Consider the following 15,549-nt stretch of genomic DNA (forward strand, 5'->3'; position numbering starts at 1 on the left):
TCCATGCAGAGATCAGTCCTTGATCGCGTTGCCGGCGCGGGTCAGCGCGTTGCCGGTGGCGTCGGCGGCGCGGTCTGCACCGTTGCTGATCGCAGCACCCGCACGGTCTGCACCGGCCTCGATCCGGTCACCGGCGCGGTCGGCCTTGGCGTCGAGATGATCGGTGGAGTTGTCGATCTTGGCACCGGCGTTGTCGAGCGAACGCTCGGCCGAACCCAGCGCGCGATCGCTGGCGGCGCTGACGTCGTCGACGGCATTGGCGGTGGTTGCGCTGGCATCGGCGGCGATCGCGTTGGCCGCCTGTGCGGTCTGGTCCTGCGCGTTGTTGCTGCAGGCTGCGAGGCCGGCGGTGAGCGCCAGGGCGGGGATCAGGAACTTCTTCATAGGTATCTACTCCCGTGGATGTCGTCTTGTGGACCGGGTAATGCCCAGCCCATAGCGCAATCGAACGCGGATAAAGCGTTTCCGATCCGTCACGATCGGCCGCGATGCGATAAGTCGCGGGCGGATATGGCCAATGTCGAAGACGCGCACGCCTGCGTTGACCTCATATAAAGAATTCTTTATATGTCTGTGCATGACGATGGCGCTCGAAATCTTCCGTGCTTTGGCGGACGCGACCCGGTTGCGGATTCTCGCGCTGTTGCGGCGGATGGAGCTGTCGGTCGGCGAGCTGGCGCAGGTGCTCGGTCAGAGCCAGCCACGCGTGTCGCGCCATGTGAAGATCCTGTGCGATGCCGGGCTTGCGGAACGCCGCAAGGAAGGCAGCTGGGTGTTCGTCGCGCTGGGGTCTGCGGACGTGGTCGAGCCGGTCGCGGGAGCACTCGACGTCTGGGCGAAGGCCGAGCCGGATCACTGGGCGGTGGCTGACGCAGCGCGGCTTGCGGCGGTGCGCGCGGATCGGGCGGCGTCGGCAGCGGCGTGGTTCGAGGGGCACGCCGACGAGTGGGACGCGATCCGGTCGCTGCATGTTGCCGACAGCGAGGTCGAGGCGGCTATGGCCGCCGTGCTTGGCGATGCGCCGGTCGGGACATTGATCGATATCGGCACGGGCACGGGGCGGATGCTCGAACTGTTCGGCGGACGGGCGGCGGTCGCGCTCGGGATCGATCGCAGTTCGGAGATGCTGCGGCTCGCGCGCGCCAAGCTGCACGACATGACGCATGCCGAACTGCGCCAGGCGGACCTGTACGCGCTGCCGATGGCGGATGCCGCAGCGGACGTCGCGATCCTGCATCACGTGTTGCACTTCGCGCAGCAGCCGGGTGCGGCGGTGAGTGAAGCGGCGCGAGTGCTGGCTCCTGGCGGACGGTTGCTGATCGCCGACTTTGCCAGCCACGACCGCGAGGAACTGCGGTTGCGCGATGCGCATACGCGTCTCGGGTTCGCGGACGAGCAGATGGCGGCGTGGTTCGAGGCGGCGGGCCTGCAGACGGCGCGCGTCGAGACGCTCGAGGGCGGTGAGTTGACGGTGAAATTATGGCTCGGTCGGAAGATCGGCGCGAGCTTGCGTGAGGTGAAGGCGGCATGACGAACATTTCGATCCCCCAACTGGCCGAAGCGCGCCGCGCGCTCGAAGAACCGCTGTTCGCGGATCTTGCGGGTGATGTCGGCTTAAGCTTCGAGTTCTTCCCTCCGAAGAGCGAGAAAATGGAGACGCAGCTCTGGGAGGCAATCCGCACGCTAGAGCCGCTCGGCCCGGATTTCGTGTCGGTGACGTATGGCGCGGGCGGGTCCACGCGCGAGCGGACGCATGCGACGGTGGCGCGGATCCAGCGCGAGACGTCGATGAACGCCGCCGCGCATCTGACCTGCGTCGAGGCGACCAAGGCCGAGATCGACCAGGTGGCCGAGGAATATTGGGCAGCGGGCGTGCGCCATATCGTCGCGCTGCGCGGCGACATGCCCACTTTGGGCCAGCCGTATCAGGCGCATCCGGGCGGGTATGAAAACGCCGCGGCTTTGGTCGCCGGTCTGCGGAAGCTGCACCCGTTCGAGATCTCGGTCGCAGCGTATCCTGAATGCCATCCGGAATCGGGCGGTCACGACGCCGACATCGACAATCTGAAGCGCAAGATCGATGCCGGTGCGACCCGCGCGATCACACAGTTCTTCTTCTCGCCCGAAGCGTATTTCCGGTTTCGCGACCGGGTTGCGGCGGCGGGGATCACCGCGCAGATCTTGCCGGGAATCCTGCCGGTCTCGAACGTCGCGCAGACGCGGAAATTCGCGGGGCTGTGTGGCGCTGAGATCCCGGCGTGGATGGACCGGCTGTTCGAGGGGCTCGACGATCATCCCTCGGCTCGGCAACTCGTCGCGGCGACGATCGCGGCCGAGATGTGCCGGCGGCTCTACGCGGGCGGCGTGAAGGATTTCCACTTCTACACGCTCAACCGCGCGGAGCTGGCCTATGCGATCTGCCACATGCTCGGCGTGCGCGCGAAGCCGGTCGACAAGGTCGCCGCGGCATAATTCCCCTCCCGCCTGCGGGAGGGGTTAGGGGAGGGGCTGGCCCAACCCGACCGTCTCGCTTGCGGCACTTCCCTCCCCCGACCCCTCCCGCCAGCGGGAGGGGAGGAGATCGACGATGACACCACGTGAACGTTTCAACGCGGAAGCCGCCAAGCGCATCCTGATCACCGACGGCGCGTTCGGTACCGAGATCCAGAACTGGAAGCTCGACGAGGCGGCCTATGCGGGCACTCTCGGCTTGTCGCACGACCAGAAGGGCAACAACGACATCCTGGCGATCACCAAGCCGGACGTCCCCGAGACGATCACGCGCGAATATCTCGAAGCCGGCTCGGACATCGTCTCGACCAACACGTTCAGCGCGAACGTCATCTCGCAGGCGGACTACGGCGCCGAACATCTGGTGCGCGAGATCAACGTCGAGTCCGCGCGGATCGCCCGCCGGCTTGCGAACGAATACGAGGCGAAGGACGGCCGTCCGCGCTTCGTCGCTGGCGCGATCGGGCCGACCAACAAGACGCTGTCGCTGTCGCCCGACGTCAACGATCCCGGCTTCCGCGAGATCGACTTCGATTATCTGAAGGGCGTGTACCGTGAGCAGATCGACGCGCTGCTCGAAGGCGGCGAGGGGGTCGGCGTCGACTTCATCCTGATCGAGACGGTGTTCGATACGCTCAATGCCAAGGCCGGGATCATGGCGGCGATCGAGGCGGGCGACGCGCTCGGACGCGACGTGCCGATCATGATGTCGATGACGCTGACCGATCTTAGCGGGCGCAACCTCTCGGGGCATACGGTCGAGGCGTTCTGGCACGCGGTGCGGCACGCCAAGCCGATCACGATCGGGCTGAACTGCTCGTTCGGCGCGGAGCAGTTGCGGCCGCACGTGAAGACGCTGTCGGCGATCGCCGATACGCTGATCATGGTCTATCCGAACGCGGGGCTTCCGAACGAACTCGGCGAGTATGACGAGCAGCCCGAGACAACGGCGGGGCTGGTCGGCGAGTGGGCGATGGCCAAGCAGGTCAACGTGCTCGGCGGCTGCTGCGGCTCGACGCCGGCGCATATCAAGGCGATGGCGGATGTCGTCCGCGGGCTCGAGCCACGGGCTGTGGCTCGGCCCGAGGTGCGGACCAAGCTCGCCGGCCTCGAACCGTTCACGATGGCGGCGTAAATCCTCCCCGGCACGGGGAGGGGGACCGCGCCTGAAAGGCGTGGTGGAGGGGGCTCTCCACCAGGCGTAACGTTCGTGGAGAGCCCCCTCCACCGCTCTGCGAGCGGTCCCCCTCCCCGTACCGGGGAGGAATTGGAAAACCGATGACCACGACAACCTCCTCCACCTCCTTCGTCAACATCGGCGAGCGTACCAACGTCACCGGCTCGGCGCGCTTCAAGAAGCTGATCATGGCGGGCGATTACCCGGCAGCGGTCGAGGTCGCGCGCCAGCAGGTCGAGAGCGGCGCGCAGGTGCTCGACGTCAACATGGACGAGGGGCTGCTCGACGCGCATCACGCGATGACGACGTTCCTGAAGCTGATCGCCGCCGAGCCCGACATCGCGCGGATCCCGTTCATGGTCGACAGCTCGAAATGGAGCGTGATCGAGGCCGGGCTGAAGTGCGTCAGCGGCAAGCCGATCGTCAATTCGATCAGCATGAAGGAAGGCGAGGAGCAGTTCCTCGCCCAGGCGCGGAAATGCATGGCGTACGGCGCGGCCGTCGTCGTGATGGCGTTCGACGAGGTCGGTCAGGCGGACACCAAGGAGCGCAAGGTCGAGATCTGCGAGCGCGCGTACAAGCTGCTCGTCGGGATCGGCTTCCCGCCCGAGGACATCATCTTCGATCCCAACGTGTTCGCGGTCGCCACGGGAATCGAGGAGCACAACAACTACGGCGTCGACTTCATCGAGGCGTGCAGGGAGATCAAGGCGCGCTGCCCGCATTGCCACATCTCGGGCGGGCTCTCGAACTTCAGCTTCTCGTTCCGCGGCAACGAGCCGGTGCGCCGCGCGATGCACAGCGTCTTCCTGTATTACGCGATCCCGGCGGGCATGGACATGGCGATCGTCAACGCCGGCCAGCTCGACATCTATGATGACATCGATCCCGAGCTGCGCCAGGCGGTCGAGGACGTCGTGCTCAACACCGATCCCGAGGCTGGCGACCGGCTCGTCGCGCTCGCCGAACGCTATCGCGGCACCGACGTGGTCGCGGAGAAGGCGGCGGCGGAATGGCGCTCGCTCGGCGTCAACAAGCGGCTCGAATATGCGCTGGTCAAGGGTATCGACCTCCACGTCGTCGAGGATACGGAAGAGGCACGGTTGATCATCGCCGGCAATGGCGGACGGCCGATCGAGGTCATCGAAGGCCCGCTGATGGACGGCATGAACGTCGTCGGCGACCTGTTCGGATCGGGCAAGATGTTCCTGCCGCAGGTCGTGAAGTCGGCGCGCGTGATGAAGAAGGCGGTCGCGCATCTGCTGCCATATATCGAGGCGGCCAAGGAGCCCGGCGCGCGCGGCAAGGGCAAGATCATCATGGCGACCGTCAAGGGCGACGTGCACGATATCGGCAAGAACATCGTCGGCGTGGTGCTGCAGTGCAACGGCTTCGACGTGGTCGATCTCGGCGTAATGGTGCCTTGGTCGAAGATCCTGGAGTCGGCGAACGAGAACGATGCGGACATGATCGGGCTCTCGGGGCTGATCACGCCGTCGCTCGACGAGATGGTGACGGTCGCCGAGGAGATGAAGCGCGCCGGCATGACGATGCCGCTGCTGATCGGCGGCGCGACGACCTCGAAGGTGCACACCGCGCTGCGGATCGCGCCGGCCTATGATGGCCCGGTGGTGCATGTGCTCGATGCCAGCCGGGCGGTGGGTGTCGCGTCGACGTTGGTGTCGGACACGATCCGCGACGAGTTCGTGACGAAGACCGCGGACGAGTATGAGGCGGTACGGATCTCGCGCGTTAACAAGGGGCAGAGCGAGCTTTTGCCGTTGGAGACGGCTCGCGCGCGCGGGTTCGTGGCGGACTTTGCGATGAAGCCGCCTGCGCCGGTGAAGCCGGGCGTGCATGTGTTCGCGGACTGGGATCTGTCGGACCTGCGCGACTATATCGACTGGACGCCGTTCTTCCGCGCGTGGGAACTGGCGGGGAATTTCCCGGCGATCCTGACTGATGAAGTGGTCGGCGAGAGCGCGACTTCGCTGTATGCGGATGCGCAGGCGATGCTCGATACGATCGTTGCGGAGAAGTGGCTGACCCCGCGTGGAGTCGCGGGGCTGTGGCCGGCACGGCGTGAAGGGGATGACATACTTGTATCCTCCCCGGCACGGGGAGGGGGACCGCGCAGCGGTGGAGGGGGCGTGCCACACAGCGTCCCGCTCGCGGAGGCTCCCCTCCACCATCCTGCGGATGGTCCCCCTCCCCGTGCCAGGGAGGAATATAGATTGCCCATGCTTCGCCAGCAGATCGCCAAGCGCGAAGGCCGCGCCAACATGTGTCTCGCCGATTTCGTCGACACCCAGGACGACTGGTTCGGCGGTTTCGCGGTCGGCATCCACGGCATCGACGACCACATCGCCCGCTTCAAGGCGGACAACGACGACTATAACGACATCCTGCTGAAGGCGCTCGCCGACCGCTTCGCCGAAGCCTTCGCCGAACGCCTCCACAAGCACGTCCGCACCGACCTGTGGGGCTATGCGCCGGACGAACAGCTCACCAACGAAGCGATGATCAAGGAACAATATCGCGGCATTCGCCCGGCGCCGGGCTACCCTGCGTGCCCCGACCACAGCCTCAAGCCGATCCTGTTCGACCTGCTCGACGCGGAGACCGCGACCGGGCTGGAACTGACCGAGAGCTTCGCGATGTTCCCGACCGCCGCCGTCTCGGGCTTCTATTTTGGCCACCCGCAGGCGGAGTATTTCGGGGTAGCCCGCGTCGGCCGCGACCAGCTCGAGGACTATGCCAAACGCCGTGGCGCCGACCTGAAAACTGCGGAACGCTGGCTTCGTCCAAACCTCGACTAGGCTGAAACGTTCGTCACCCCGTCCGTCATCCTGACGAAAGTCAGGATCCAGGGTTACGACAGGCAGCTTTCATGGCTCTGGATCCTGACTTTCGTCAGGATGACGGGGGGGCTCGTGCCTGACGAGCTCCCCACAAGAAGCGAGCGTAACCCTTAAGCGCCCGCTTCGGCTGGTTTGCCCTGACGCACGTCACCGGGCAGGCCGGTGATCGTCTTCACCTCCATGAAGTCGGTCAGCCCATAGCGCCCGTTCTCACGACCATTGCCCGACTGCTTGTACCCGCCGAACGGCGCGCCGATGTCCGGGCTCCACGAGTTGATCGTCACCAGCCCCGCACGTAACTTCGGTGCGACCTTCGCCGCCGCCGCTGGGTCACCCGAGATCGTCGCCGACAGGCCGTATTCGGTCGCGTTGGCGATGCGGATGCCCTCGTCCTGATCGGCGTACGACGTGATCGTCGCGACCGGACCGAACGTCTCCTCCTGCGCGATCCGCATGTCCGGCCGCACGTCGGTAAACAGTGTCGGCTGGATGTAATACCCCGCATTGCGCCCGTCCGGCCGACCCACGCCGCCGGTGACCAGCGTCGCACCTTCGTCGATCGCCGACTGGATCAGCCCCTGGATCTTGTTGAACTGCGCCTTGTTGACGACCGGGCCGATGTGCTGGCCCATCTCGGCGGGATCGCCGACCTTGGTCTGCTCCATCATCGACTTCACGATCGCGGTCGCCTCCGCGACCTGGCTCGCATGCACCAGCAAACGGGTCGGCGCGATGCAGCTCTGGCCCGAATTGGCGAGCACCCCCGCGACCGTCGGCGGCAGGACGGCCGCGAGATCGGAGCCCTCCAGCACGAGGTTGGCCGCCTTGCCGCCAAGCTCCTGATGCACGCGCTTCACGGTCGGCGCGGCCGCCAAGGCGACCGCGACGCCGGCCCGCGTCGAGCCGGTAAAGCTGACCATGTCGATGTCGCGGTGCGTGCACAGCGCCGCGCCAACGCCTGGACCGTCACCGTTGACGAGATTAAACACGCCCGCCGGCACGCCCGCCGCATCCATGATTTCGGCCAGGATCACCGCGCACGAGGGCGCTTCCTCGGACGGCTTCAGGATCATCGTGTCACCGGCGGCCAGCGCAGGCGCGACCTTCGCGCAGATCTGGTTCAGCGGCCAGTTCCACGGCGTGATCATCGCGACGACGCCGAGCGGCTCGTGCACGACGGTCGCCTTGCCGATCGTCTCGGAGAACTCGAACGCCGCCAGCGCCTTCGCGGTCGCCGAGAAATGCGCGAGGCCGGTCGGCGCCTGCGCCATCGAGGCGAGCGCCATCGGGGCGCCCATCTCCTGCGACATCGCCTTGGCGAGATCGGGCATCCGCGCCTTGTATTCGGTCATGATCCGGCCGAGCACGTCGAGCCGCTCCTGTACGCTCGTCTGGCTCCAGCTTTCGAACGCGTTGCGCGCTGCGGCTACGGCCTTGTCGACGTCGGCGGCGGTGCCCAGCGTAATCTCGGTGCAGGCTTGCTCGGTCGACGGATCGATCACCTGATAGACAATGCCGCCCTCGCTCTCGACCCATGCGCCGTCAATATACTGCTTCAAATAGCTTTTCATCGTGCCTCTCCGCATCTTGTCTCGCCAAGGAATGGGCTCTGCGGAGATCGGTTGCAACCCGAAACGCGTCGGCTAGGGTGACCGCCAGACGTATCAGGAGGCCGGCATGGCGAGAGTGGCATTCATCGAGAAGACCGGCGGCCCCGAGGTCATCCAGTGGCACGATATCCAACTGCCGCCACCGGCCAGGGGTGAGGTCTGGATGCGCAACACCGCGGTCGGGCTGAACTATATCGACACGTATCACCGCAGTGGCGTGTACCCGGTCGACCTGCCGTCAGGGCTTGGCAGCGAGGCGGTGGGCGTAGTGATGGCGGTCGGCGAGGGCGTGACCGAGTTCGCGCCCGGCGACCGGGTCGGGACGTTCGGCCCCTCGCGCGGCGCCTATGCGACGGAGCGCAACGTACCTGCGAACCAGCTGTTCAAGCTCCCCGACACGCTCGACGACCGGACCGCCGCGGCGATCCTGCTCAAGGGCACCACCGCCGAGTTCCTGGTCGAGCGTTGCGCCAAGGTGCAGGCGGGCCAGACCGTGCTCGTCCATGCGGCGGCGGGCGGTGTTGGCCATATCCTGGTCGGCTGGCTGAAGGCGATCGGCGCGACCGTCATCGCCAGCGTCGGCAGCGAGGACAAGGCGGCGCGGACGCGGAAAGCCGGCGCCGATCACGTCATCCTCCACAAGTCCGAGGACATCGCCGCGCGCGTTCGCGAGATCACCGACGGTGAGGGCGTGCCCGTCGTGCTCGACGGCGTCGGCGGTGCGACGTGGAACGCCTCGCTCGACAGCGCGGCCAGGCGCGGGCTGATCGTCAGCTACGGCAATGCCGGCGGCGTGGTCGACGGCGTCAACATCGGTGTGCTCGCACGGAAGGGATCGCTGTTCGTCACCCGCCCGACGCTGTTCGATTACTACGCCACGCCCGAGGAGAAGCAGGCCGGCATCGCGCGCCTGTTCGCGATGCTCGACAGCGGCGCGGTCACCCCGGAGATCGGCCAGACCTTCGCGCTCGAAGACGCCGCCGACGCGCACCGCGCGGTCGAGAGCGGCAAGACTTGGGGCAGCACGCTCCTGCTCCCCGAATAAGCCGGTGGTTTGCCTCGGGGGCGAATCGCGGTACGGCGAACGCCCCCTTTCGGCGAGATGACGATGAGCTTGAATCTGTTGCTGGTCGAGGACGATGCGGTGTTCGCGCAGACCTTGGCGGAGGAATTGCGTGGGCTCGATCACTGCGTGACGGTCGCGGTCGATGGCCGCGAGGCGCTGGCGGCGGTCGACAGCGCGCCGTTCGATGCGGTGGTGCTCGATCGGATGCTGCCCAAGGTCGACGGCATGGCGGTGCTCGAGCGGTTGCGTGGCGGCAACATGACGCTGCCGGTGATCATGCTCACCGCACTCGGCCGCTCGGTGGAGAAGGTCGAGGGTCTCGAGGCGGGCGCCGACGATTACGTGGTGAAGCCGGTCGCCGCGGCCGAACTCAGCGCACGTCTTGCCGCGGTCGTCCGAGGGCGCGGCTGGACCGGGGGCAGTGCCGATACGATCAGAGCGGGCGATATCGTCGTCAGCCCGACCAAGTTCCGTGCATGGCGCGACGGGATCGCGCTCGATCTAGGCAAGCTCGAGTTCAAGCTGCTCAGCGAGTTCGTCGCCAATGCCGATGCGGTATTGACCCGGGCGATGCTGGTCGAGCGGGTCTGGGGATACGACTTCGCGCCGACCACCAACATCGTCGACGTCTATGTTCGTCACCTGCGCGTCAAGCTGACCGCGGCGGGGGGCCGCGACCCGATCCTCACGGTACGCGGCGTCGGATATATGCTGCGCGGATGATGCGGTTCCGGTCGCTGCGCGCACTGACGCTGGCGTTCGTGCTGGCGTTCCTCGTTGCGACGATCGGTACCGGGTTCGCGATCCACACGGTAACGCAGCAAACGATCGAACGGCTGGTCGATCGTCGGATCGAAGCCGTGAGCGACGAGGTCGCCGGCACGTTCGGCGATCGCAGCCCCGAGGAACTCGTCCGCCGGATCAACGCGGCGACGCAGGAACGCGATACCGGCGATATCGGCTTCCTGCTGCTCGACATGGACGGCCGGCGGCTGGGTGGCAACATCGCCAAGCTGCGCCGCCTTCCGCTCGGTTTCTCGACGGTCGCGGTGAAGGATCGGATCGCGGGTCTCTCGGCGGGGCGCGCGTTGGTCCGTGATGTCGGCCGCGGCATGACGCTTACGACGATCGCCGAAACCGAGCCGTTCGACGACTATAATGCGGCGCGCGTGCGAATCTACCTCCTCGGGTTCGGCTCGATCGTGCTGATCGTGATCGCCGGCATGCTGGTCTTCGTCGTCACGATCCGGCGACGCATCGGCGAGATGCGGCGGACGGTGGAGGCGATCATCGACGGCGACATGGCACGCCGCGTGCCGATCCACCCGTCGGGCGGCGAGTTCGCGCAGCAGGCAATGGCGTTCAACCGGATGCTCGACCGGATATCCGAGCTGATGGCGAGCATCAGCAACGTCTCCAACGACATCGCGCACGACCTGCGCACGCCGCTCGCCCGGCTGAAGAGCCAGTTGGCGCTGGCGTTGCATCGCGCCGAGACGGACGCGCAGCGCGACGATCTCGAAGCGGCGATCGCGATGAGCGACGAACTGCTCGAGATGTTCGCGGCGATGCTGCGGATCGCGGAGGTCGAGGGTGGCGATCGTCGTGCGGCGTTCGCAGCGCTCGATCTGGCGGCGCTGGCCGACGAGGTCGCGACGATGATGCAGCCGGTGGTCGCCGATGGCGATCGAACGCTGGTTCTCGATGCCGCGGCGCCGGCAGAAATCCTCGGGGATCGGCACCTGCTCGGCCAGATGCTCGTGAACCTCATCGAGAACGCGCTTCGCCATACGCCGCCCGGGACGCGCATCGAGATCGGCGTCACGACCACCGGCAGGACCGCCATGCTTACGGTGACCGATACCGGCCCCGGTATCCCGGTGGATCAGCGCAAGCTGGCGTTGCGGCGGTTCGGACGGCTCGACGCCAGCCGCCACGACGAAGGTCACGGCCTCGGCCTGCCGCTGATCCAGGCGATCGTCCGGCTTCATCGTGGCACGATCGTACTCGAAGATGCGGCCCCCGGACTGCGCGTCGTCATTGCGCTGCCCTAGGGCTGAAACGACGAAACCCGGACAGGCTGAGCGCCTGCCCGAGTTTCCATTTCTACGCGGTAAGCCCGATCAGAACTTGACCGAAGCCTCCATGCCGTAGGTGCGCGGCGCGTTGAAGTTGCCGTAGTCGCCGAGGACGTTGCTGATGCTGCCCGAGGCGGTGCTCGTCGTCGGGGCACCCGGCAGGCTGTTCGACGGATCGCGGCGGAAAACATACTGCTTGTCGAACAGGTTGCGGACCCAGGCCGAGATGGTCACCGCGTTGCTGCCGCCGACCTGGATGTTCGCCAGGGCGAGGCGGGCGTTGGCGATGAACGCCGGATCGTTCTTGGTCGCGAACTGATCGAAGGTCTGCGTCGCCTGCGAATAGTTGCCGTCGAGGTGGAACTTCAGGTCCATGTCGCCAACCGGCATCGTGTAGTCGATCGAGCCGTTGGCGGCGTTGCGCGGCGTGAACACGATGTAGAAGTTCTGGTACACGCCGGTCGACGCGATCAGCACGGGCGGGATCTTGGTGTAGGTGTACGCATACCCCGCGGTCAGCGTCAGCCCGGTGACCGGCTGCACGGTGAGGTCCGCCTCGATCCCGCGGATCTTGGTGATGCCGGGCGCATTGATCGTCACGAGGTTGTTGAAGCTGCCCGACGCGGTCGTCTGGATCGAGCTGATGTCGACCTGGCTGTTCTTGCGGTCCATGATGTAGCCGGCAAGGTTCAGGCGCGCGCGGTGGTTCCAGAAATCGGTCTTCGCGCCGATCTCGTACGACTTCACGTCCTCCGGGTTGAACGTCTGGTAGTTCGACGTGCGCGAGCTGGCACCGCCGGCACGGTAGCCGGTCGCGTATTTGGCGTAGAGGTGCACCGAGTCGCTGGCGTCATAGGCGAGCGTCGCCATCGGATTGAACCGGTTCCAGCTGGCGTCGAGCGGCTTGTAGCCCGCCGCGGTCAGCTGGGCCGCGGTCGCCGTGTCATAGTTCAGGTTGCGCGAATAATGCAGCACACCCTGTTTTTCGTCGCGCGTGTAGCGGCCGCCGGCGGTCAGATGGATCGCGTCGGTCGCGTTCCACGTCACCTGGCCATAGCCTGCATAGCTCTTGGAGAAGACTTCCGACGCACGATCGATCGAGCGGCAGCCCGGCTGCGATCCGAAACCGCCCGAACCGGTGCAGGGATCGAGAACCGAAATCGTCGACAGCGTCGAATTGAACGCCAGCGAATTCGGCGTGGCGGCGTCGTCGCTGATGTGTTCGTTGAAATAGTACAGCCCGGCGACGTAGTCGAACTGGCCGACCGTGCCGACAGCCTGGAATTCCTGGCTGAACTGGTTCTGGTGGAGATCGGCGAGGCTGTAGCGGCTGAAGTTGCACGCGGTGCCGGTGCAGCCCGCGGCGACGACGGGGACGCGGTGATAGCCGCCGCTGTTATCGTACTGCGTCGCGTTCACGCCGCGCCATGCGGTGATCGACCGGAGTTCGATCTCGGGCGCGACATCCCAGCGGATGTTCGACGTGAAGCCGTGCGTCTTGTCGATGCTCGGCTGCTGCGGGACGCCGATGTCGGCGACCTTCGCGCGGCTGTTGCCGTTGATGACGACCTGGCTTGGCAACGGCTTCACGCTGCCGGTGAGCGTCGCGTAGTTGGTGCCGGGCAGGGCACAAGCGGGAGACGCCGCCTGCGCGCCGGCTTTGCACGCATTCGGGTTGAAGTTCAGCAGCTGGCTGTAGAACGGGCTGTTCGAGTCGTAGCCGTTGTCATAGCTGAAATCGGCGGTCATGCCCGAGATCGGATGGACTCGCGCGGTCGCCTTGAAGCCGCGGCGATCATAATAATTGAAGCCGGTCTGGCCGACGAGCGGGTTCTTGGTGGTCGCACCCTGATACTGGACGACGCCGTCGAGCTTCAGCGACACGCCGTAGACTTCGGGAAGGTCGAGTCGCAATGCGCCGTTATAGCCGCCATAGTTGGCGATGCCCGCGGTTGCGCTGCCGCCCCATTTGCCGCTCGGGCCCTTGGTGACGATGCTTAGCGCGCCGCCTTCGGTGTTGCGACCGAACAGCGTTCCCTGCGGGCCCTTGAGGACTTCGATCCGGTCGACGTCGAACAGCGCGGCGTTCAGGCCGTGCTGGCGACCCAGATATACGCCGTCGATATAGATACCGACGCCCTGCTCGCGCGCGGGCTGGTTGGCGTCGAGCGGTACGATGCCGCGGATGCCGATCGTCAGCGCGGACTGGCGCGCCTCGAACGTCGCGACGCGCAACGACGGCACCGCGCCGTCGGCGAGGTCGTACAGGCTCTGGACGTGACGGTCGGTCAGCGCCTGGCTGTTGAGCACGTTGATCGCGATCGGCGTCTTCTGCAGGTTCGTCTCGCGCTTGGTCGCGGTGACGACGATCTCGCCCAGACCGGTCTGGTCGGCGGGATCGGCGGCGGGCGCAGCTGCCGGATCGGCTGGATCGGTCGGCGTGGCGGCAGGCGCGGTCGCGGCGGCGTCCTTGGCGATTGCCGGGTCGGCATGCGCGAGAGCTGGCGAGGCGATCGCCATCGTCAGCCCGGCGGTCAGCGCGGCGCCGGCCAGCAACCGCACGCGCAGGCTTGCTGCATTCAACATCGAGATTTCCCTTTTCAGACACCTTTGCCTTGATGGGCGCGATAAGGGGCAGTCGTGGCGCGCCGGTTACGGATTTAAGAATCGCGTGTAGGGCGCTTTTAATGCTGGCTTAATGTTGCGATGCGGCGAGCAGGAAGTCGCGTGCTAGCGTCTCGCCATGCAGTGACGCGCGACGGTGTCGGCATGCGCTGGAAGCGCGCGGGCCGTAGCGGCATGCCGGTCACGGATGTCGGCGAGGAACCCGGCGAGCTGATCCGGCGACAGCGCCTCGGCAAGTGGCGACCACGTGACGGGATTTATGCCCTGACCGATCATAACCTGGAGCCAGGCCGGTTCGGTAAACAAATCCGCGACGTCCTGCGTCAGGATCGCGGCGGCGCGGAACTGCGCGATCTTTTCGGCCAGCCGATCGGGCAGCGGCATGTCGCGGCACCGCTGCCAGAACGGCTCCGGGCGGCGATTGGCGTGATAGTGGAGGATCAGGAAGTCGCGGACGGTGTCATATTCGACATGCGTCTGATGGTTGTACGCGGTCCGCGCGGCGGCATTGTCGCCGGCCGACGGGAACAGCGACAACAGCCGCGCCACCGCTGATTGCACCATGTGGATGCTGGTCGATTCGAGCGGCTCCATGAACCCGGAGGCGAGGCCCAGCGCGACGACGTTTCGCTTCCAGAAGGTCGCGCGTTTGCCGGTGGCAAAGCGCAACGGGCGGGGATCGCCGATCGCCGCGCCGTCGAGGTTGGCCAGCAGGCGCGCCGTCGCTTCGTCGTCGGACAGGTGTGCGGCGGCGTAGACCAGGCCGTTGCCGGTGCGATGCTGGAGCGGGATCCGCCACTGCCAGCCGACCGGCCGTGCGGTCGCTCGCGTGTAGGGGAGCAGCGGCGCGGTCGTCTCGCAGGCCACCGCCATCGCGCGGTCGCAGGGTAGCCAGTGCGACCAGTCCTCGAACGCGACGCCCTGCGCCTCGCCGAGCAGGAGCGAGCGGAACCCCGAGCAGTCGAGGAAGAAGTCGCCTTCGACTGCGCGGCCGTCGTCCAGCGTGACGCCGGTCAGGTCCCCGGTCTCGCCATCGCGCTGTGCGGTGACGATCCGCCCTTCGATTCGTTCGACGCCGCTGGCTTCGGCTAGGCCGCGCAGCCAGCGGGCCAGCATCGTGGCGTCGAAGTGATAGGCGTAGGCGAGATCGGGATGGCGATCGAACCGCGCATCCGCCGCCGCCTGCGCACTCGCGATATACTCGCCGAGCGGTGCTGCAGTCCCGGATGCCCGCGCGCGCAACCAGTGGTGGTGGAACGGTACGACGCCCAGGCCGCGCCCGACCGCGCCGAACGCGTGCATGTAGCGGCTGCCGGGACCGGTCCAGTCGACGAACTCGATGCCGAGCTTGAACGTGCCCTGCGTGGCGGCGAGCATCGCATTCTCGTCGATGCCGAGTGCGGCGGTGAGCAGGCGGATCTGCGGGATCGTCGCCTCGCCGACGCCGACCGTGCCGATCGCGTCGGATTCGATCAGCCGGATCTTCGTCGTGCGGGGCACGAACCGCGCGAGCATTGCGGCGGCGATCCAGCCCGCGGTGCCGCCGCCGACTATGACGATGGTCTTGAGTGACACGGGCGCGGTCGGACTGGTCATGCCGCCTTATACGGGAGGATCGGTG

11 protein-coding genes are annotated in these 15,549 nt (G+C 66.5%); 7 read left to right on the top strand and 4 right to left on the bottom strand.

Annotated features, from left to right (window positions below):
* Window positions 1-12: 12 nt before the first annotated feature.
* Window positions 13-384, bottom strand: coding sequence for a hypothetical protein (locus tag C8J43_RS09490; RefSeq protein WP_107955214.1), 372 nt, complete (start codon window positions 382-384; stop codon window positions 13-15).
* Window positions 385-577: 193 nt separating this feature from the next.
* Between C8J43_RS09490 and C8J43_RS09495 the strand changes: the two genes are divergently transcribed.
* The 4 genes from C8J43_RS09495 (at window position 578) to metH (ending at window position 6,507) form a co-directional block, all read left to right on the top strand.
* A complete protein-coding gene (locus tag C8J43_RS09495; RefSeq protein WP_133030637.1) occupies window positions 578-1,531 on the top strand; it encodes a metalloregulator ArsR/SmtB family transcription factor in 954 nt (317 codons plus the stop codon).
* Complete coding sequence (gene metF, locus C8J43_RS09500) at window positions 1,528-2,472, top strand: methylenetetrahydrofolate reductase (RefSeq protein WP_056050763.1); 945 nt, start codon at window positions 1,528-1,530, stop codon at window positions 2,470-2,472. Before C8J43_RS09495 ends, metF begins: the two co-directional genes overlap by 4 nt.
* A 115-nt stretch (window positions 2,473-2,587) precedes the next feature.
* The gene (locus C8J43_RS09505) at window positions 2,588-3,646 is read left to right on the top strand and encodes a homocysteine S-methyltransferase family protein (RefSeq protein ID WP_133030638.1); all 1,059 of its coding nucleotides are present in this window, start codon (window positions 2,588-2,590) and stop codon (window positions 3,644-3,646) included.
* Between the two features lie 143 nt (window positions 3,647-3,789).
* The gene (gene metH, locus C8J43_RS09510; protein WP_133030639.1) at window positions 3,790-6,507 is read left to right on the top strand and encodes a methionine synthase; all 2,718 of its coding nucleotides are present in this window, start codon (window positions 3,790-3,792) and stop codon (window positions 6,505-6,507) included.
* Window positions 6,508-6,659: 152 nt separating this feature from the next.
* Here the strand turns inward: metH and C8J43_RS09515 are convergent, their stop codons facing one another.
* The gene (locus C8J43_RS09515) at window positions 6,660-8,120 is read right to left on the bottom strand and encodes an aldehyde dehydrogenase family protein (RefSeq protein ID WP_133030640.1); all 1,461 of its coding nucleotides are present in this window, start codon (window positions 8,118-8,120) and stop codon (window positions 6,660-6,662) included.
* A 106-nt stretch (window positions 8,121-8,226) separates the two neighbouring features.
* Between C8J43_RS09515 and C8J43_RS09520 the strand changes: the two genes are divergently transcribed.
* The 3 genes from C8J43_RS09520 (at window position 8,227) to C8J43_RS09530 (ending at window position 11,279) form a co-directional block, all read left to right on the top strand.
* The gene (locus C8J43_RS09520) at window positions 8,227-9,204 is read left to right on the top strand and encodes a quinone oxidoreductase (protein ID WP_133030641.1); all 978 of its coding nucleotides are present in this window, start codon (window positions 8,227-8,229) and stop codon (window positions 9,202-9,204) included.
* A 63-nt stretch (window positions 9,205-9,267) separates the two neighbouring features.
* Complete coding sequence (locus tag C8J43_RS09525) at window positions 9,268-9,948, top strand: response regulator transcription factor (RefSeq protein ID WP_200912577.1); 681 nt, start codon at window positions 9,268-9,270, stop codon at window positions 9,946-9,948.
* Window positions 9,945-11,279, top strand: coding sequence for an ATP-binding protein (locus C8J43_RS09530; RefSeq protein ID WP_347812503.1), 1,335 nt, complete (start codon window positions 9,945-9,947; stop codon window positions 11,277-11,279). The genes C8J43_RS09525 and C8J43_RS09530 overlap by 4 nt, the downstream gene beginning before the upstream one ends.
* A 69-nt stretch (window positions 11,280-11,348) precedes the next feature.
* On the opposite strand, the gene C8J43_RS09535 is transcribed toward C8J43_RS09530, so the two are convergent.
* A complete protein-coding gene (locus C8J43_RS09535) occupies window positions 11,349-13,889 on the bottom strand; it encodes a TonB-dependent receptor (protein WP_133030642.1) in 2,541 nt (846 codons plus the stop codon).
* A 144-nt stretch (window positions 13,890-14,033) separates the two neighbouring features.
* The gene (locus C8J43_RS09540; protein WP_133030643.1) at window positions 14,034-15,524 is read right to left on the bottom strand and encodes a tryptophan halogenase family protein; all 1,491 of its coding nucleotides are present in this window, start codon (window positions 15,522-15,524) and stop codon (window positions 14,034-14,036) included.
* Between the last annotated feature and the right edge of the window lie 25 nt (window positions 15,525-15,549).

Origin of the sequence: Sphingomonas sp. PP-CE-1G-424 (genome assembly GCF_004341085.1) — a bacterium.
GTDB lineage: Bacteria > Pseudomonadota > Alphaproteobacteria > Sphingomonadales > Sphingomonadaceae > Sphingomonas.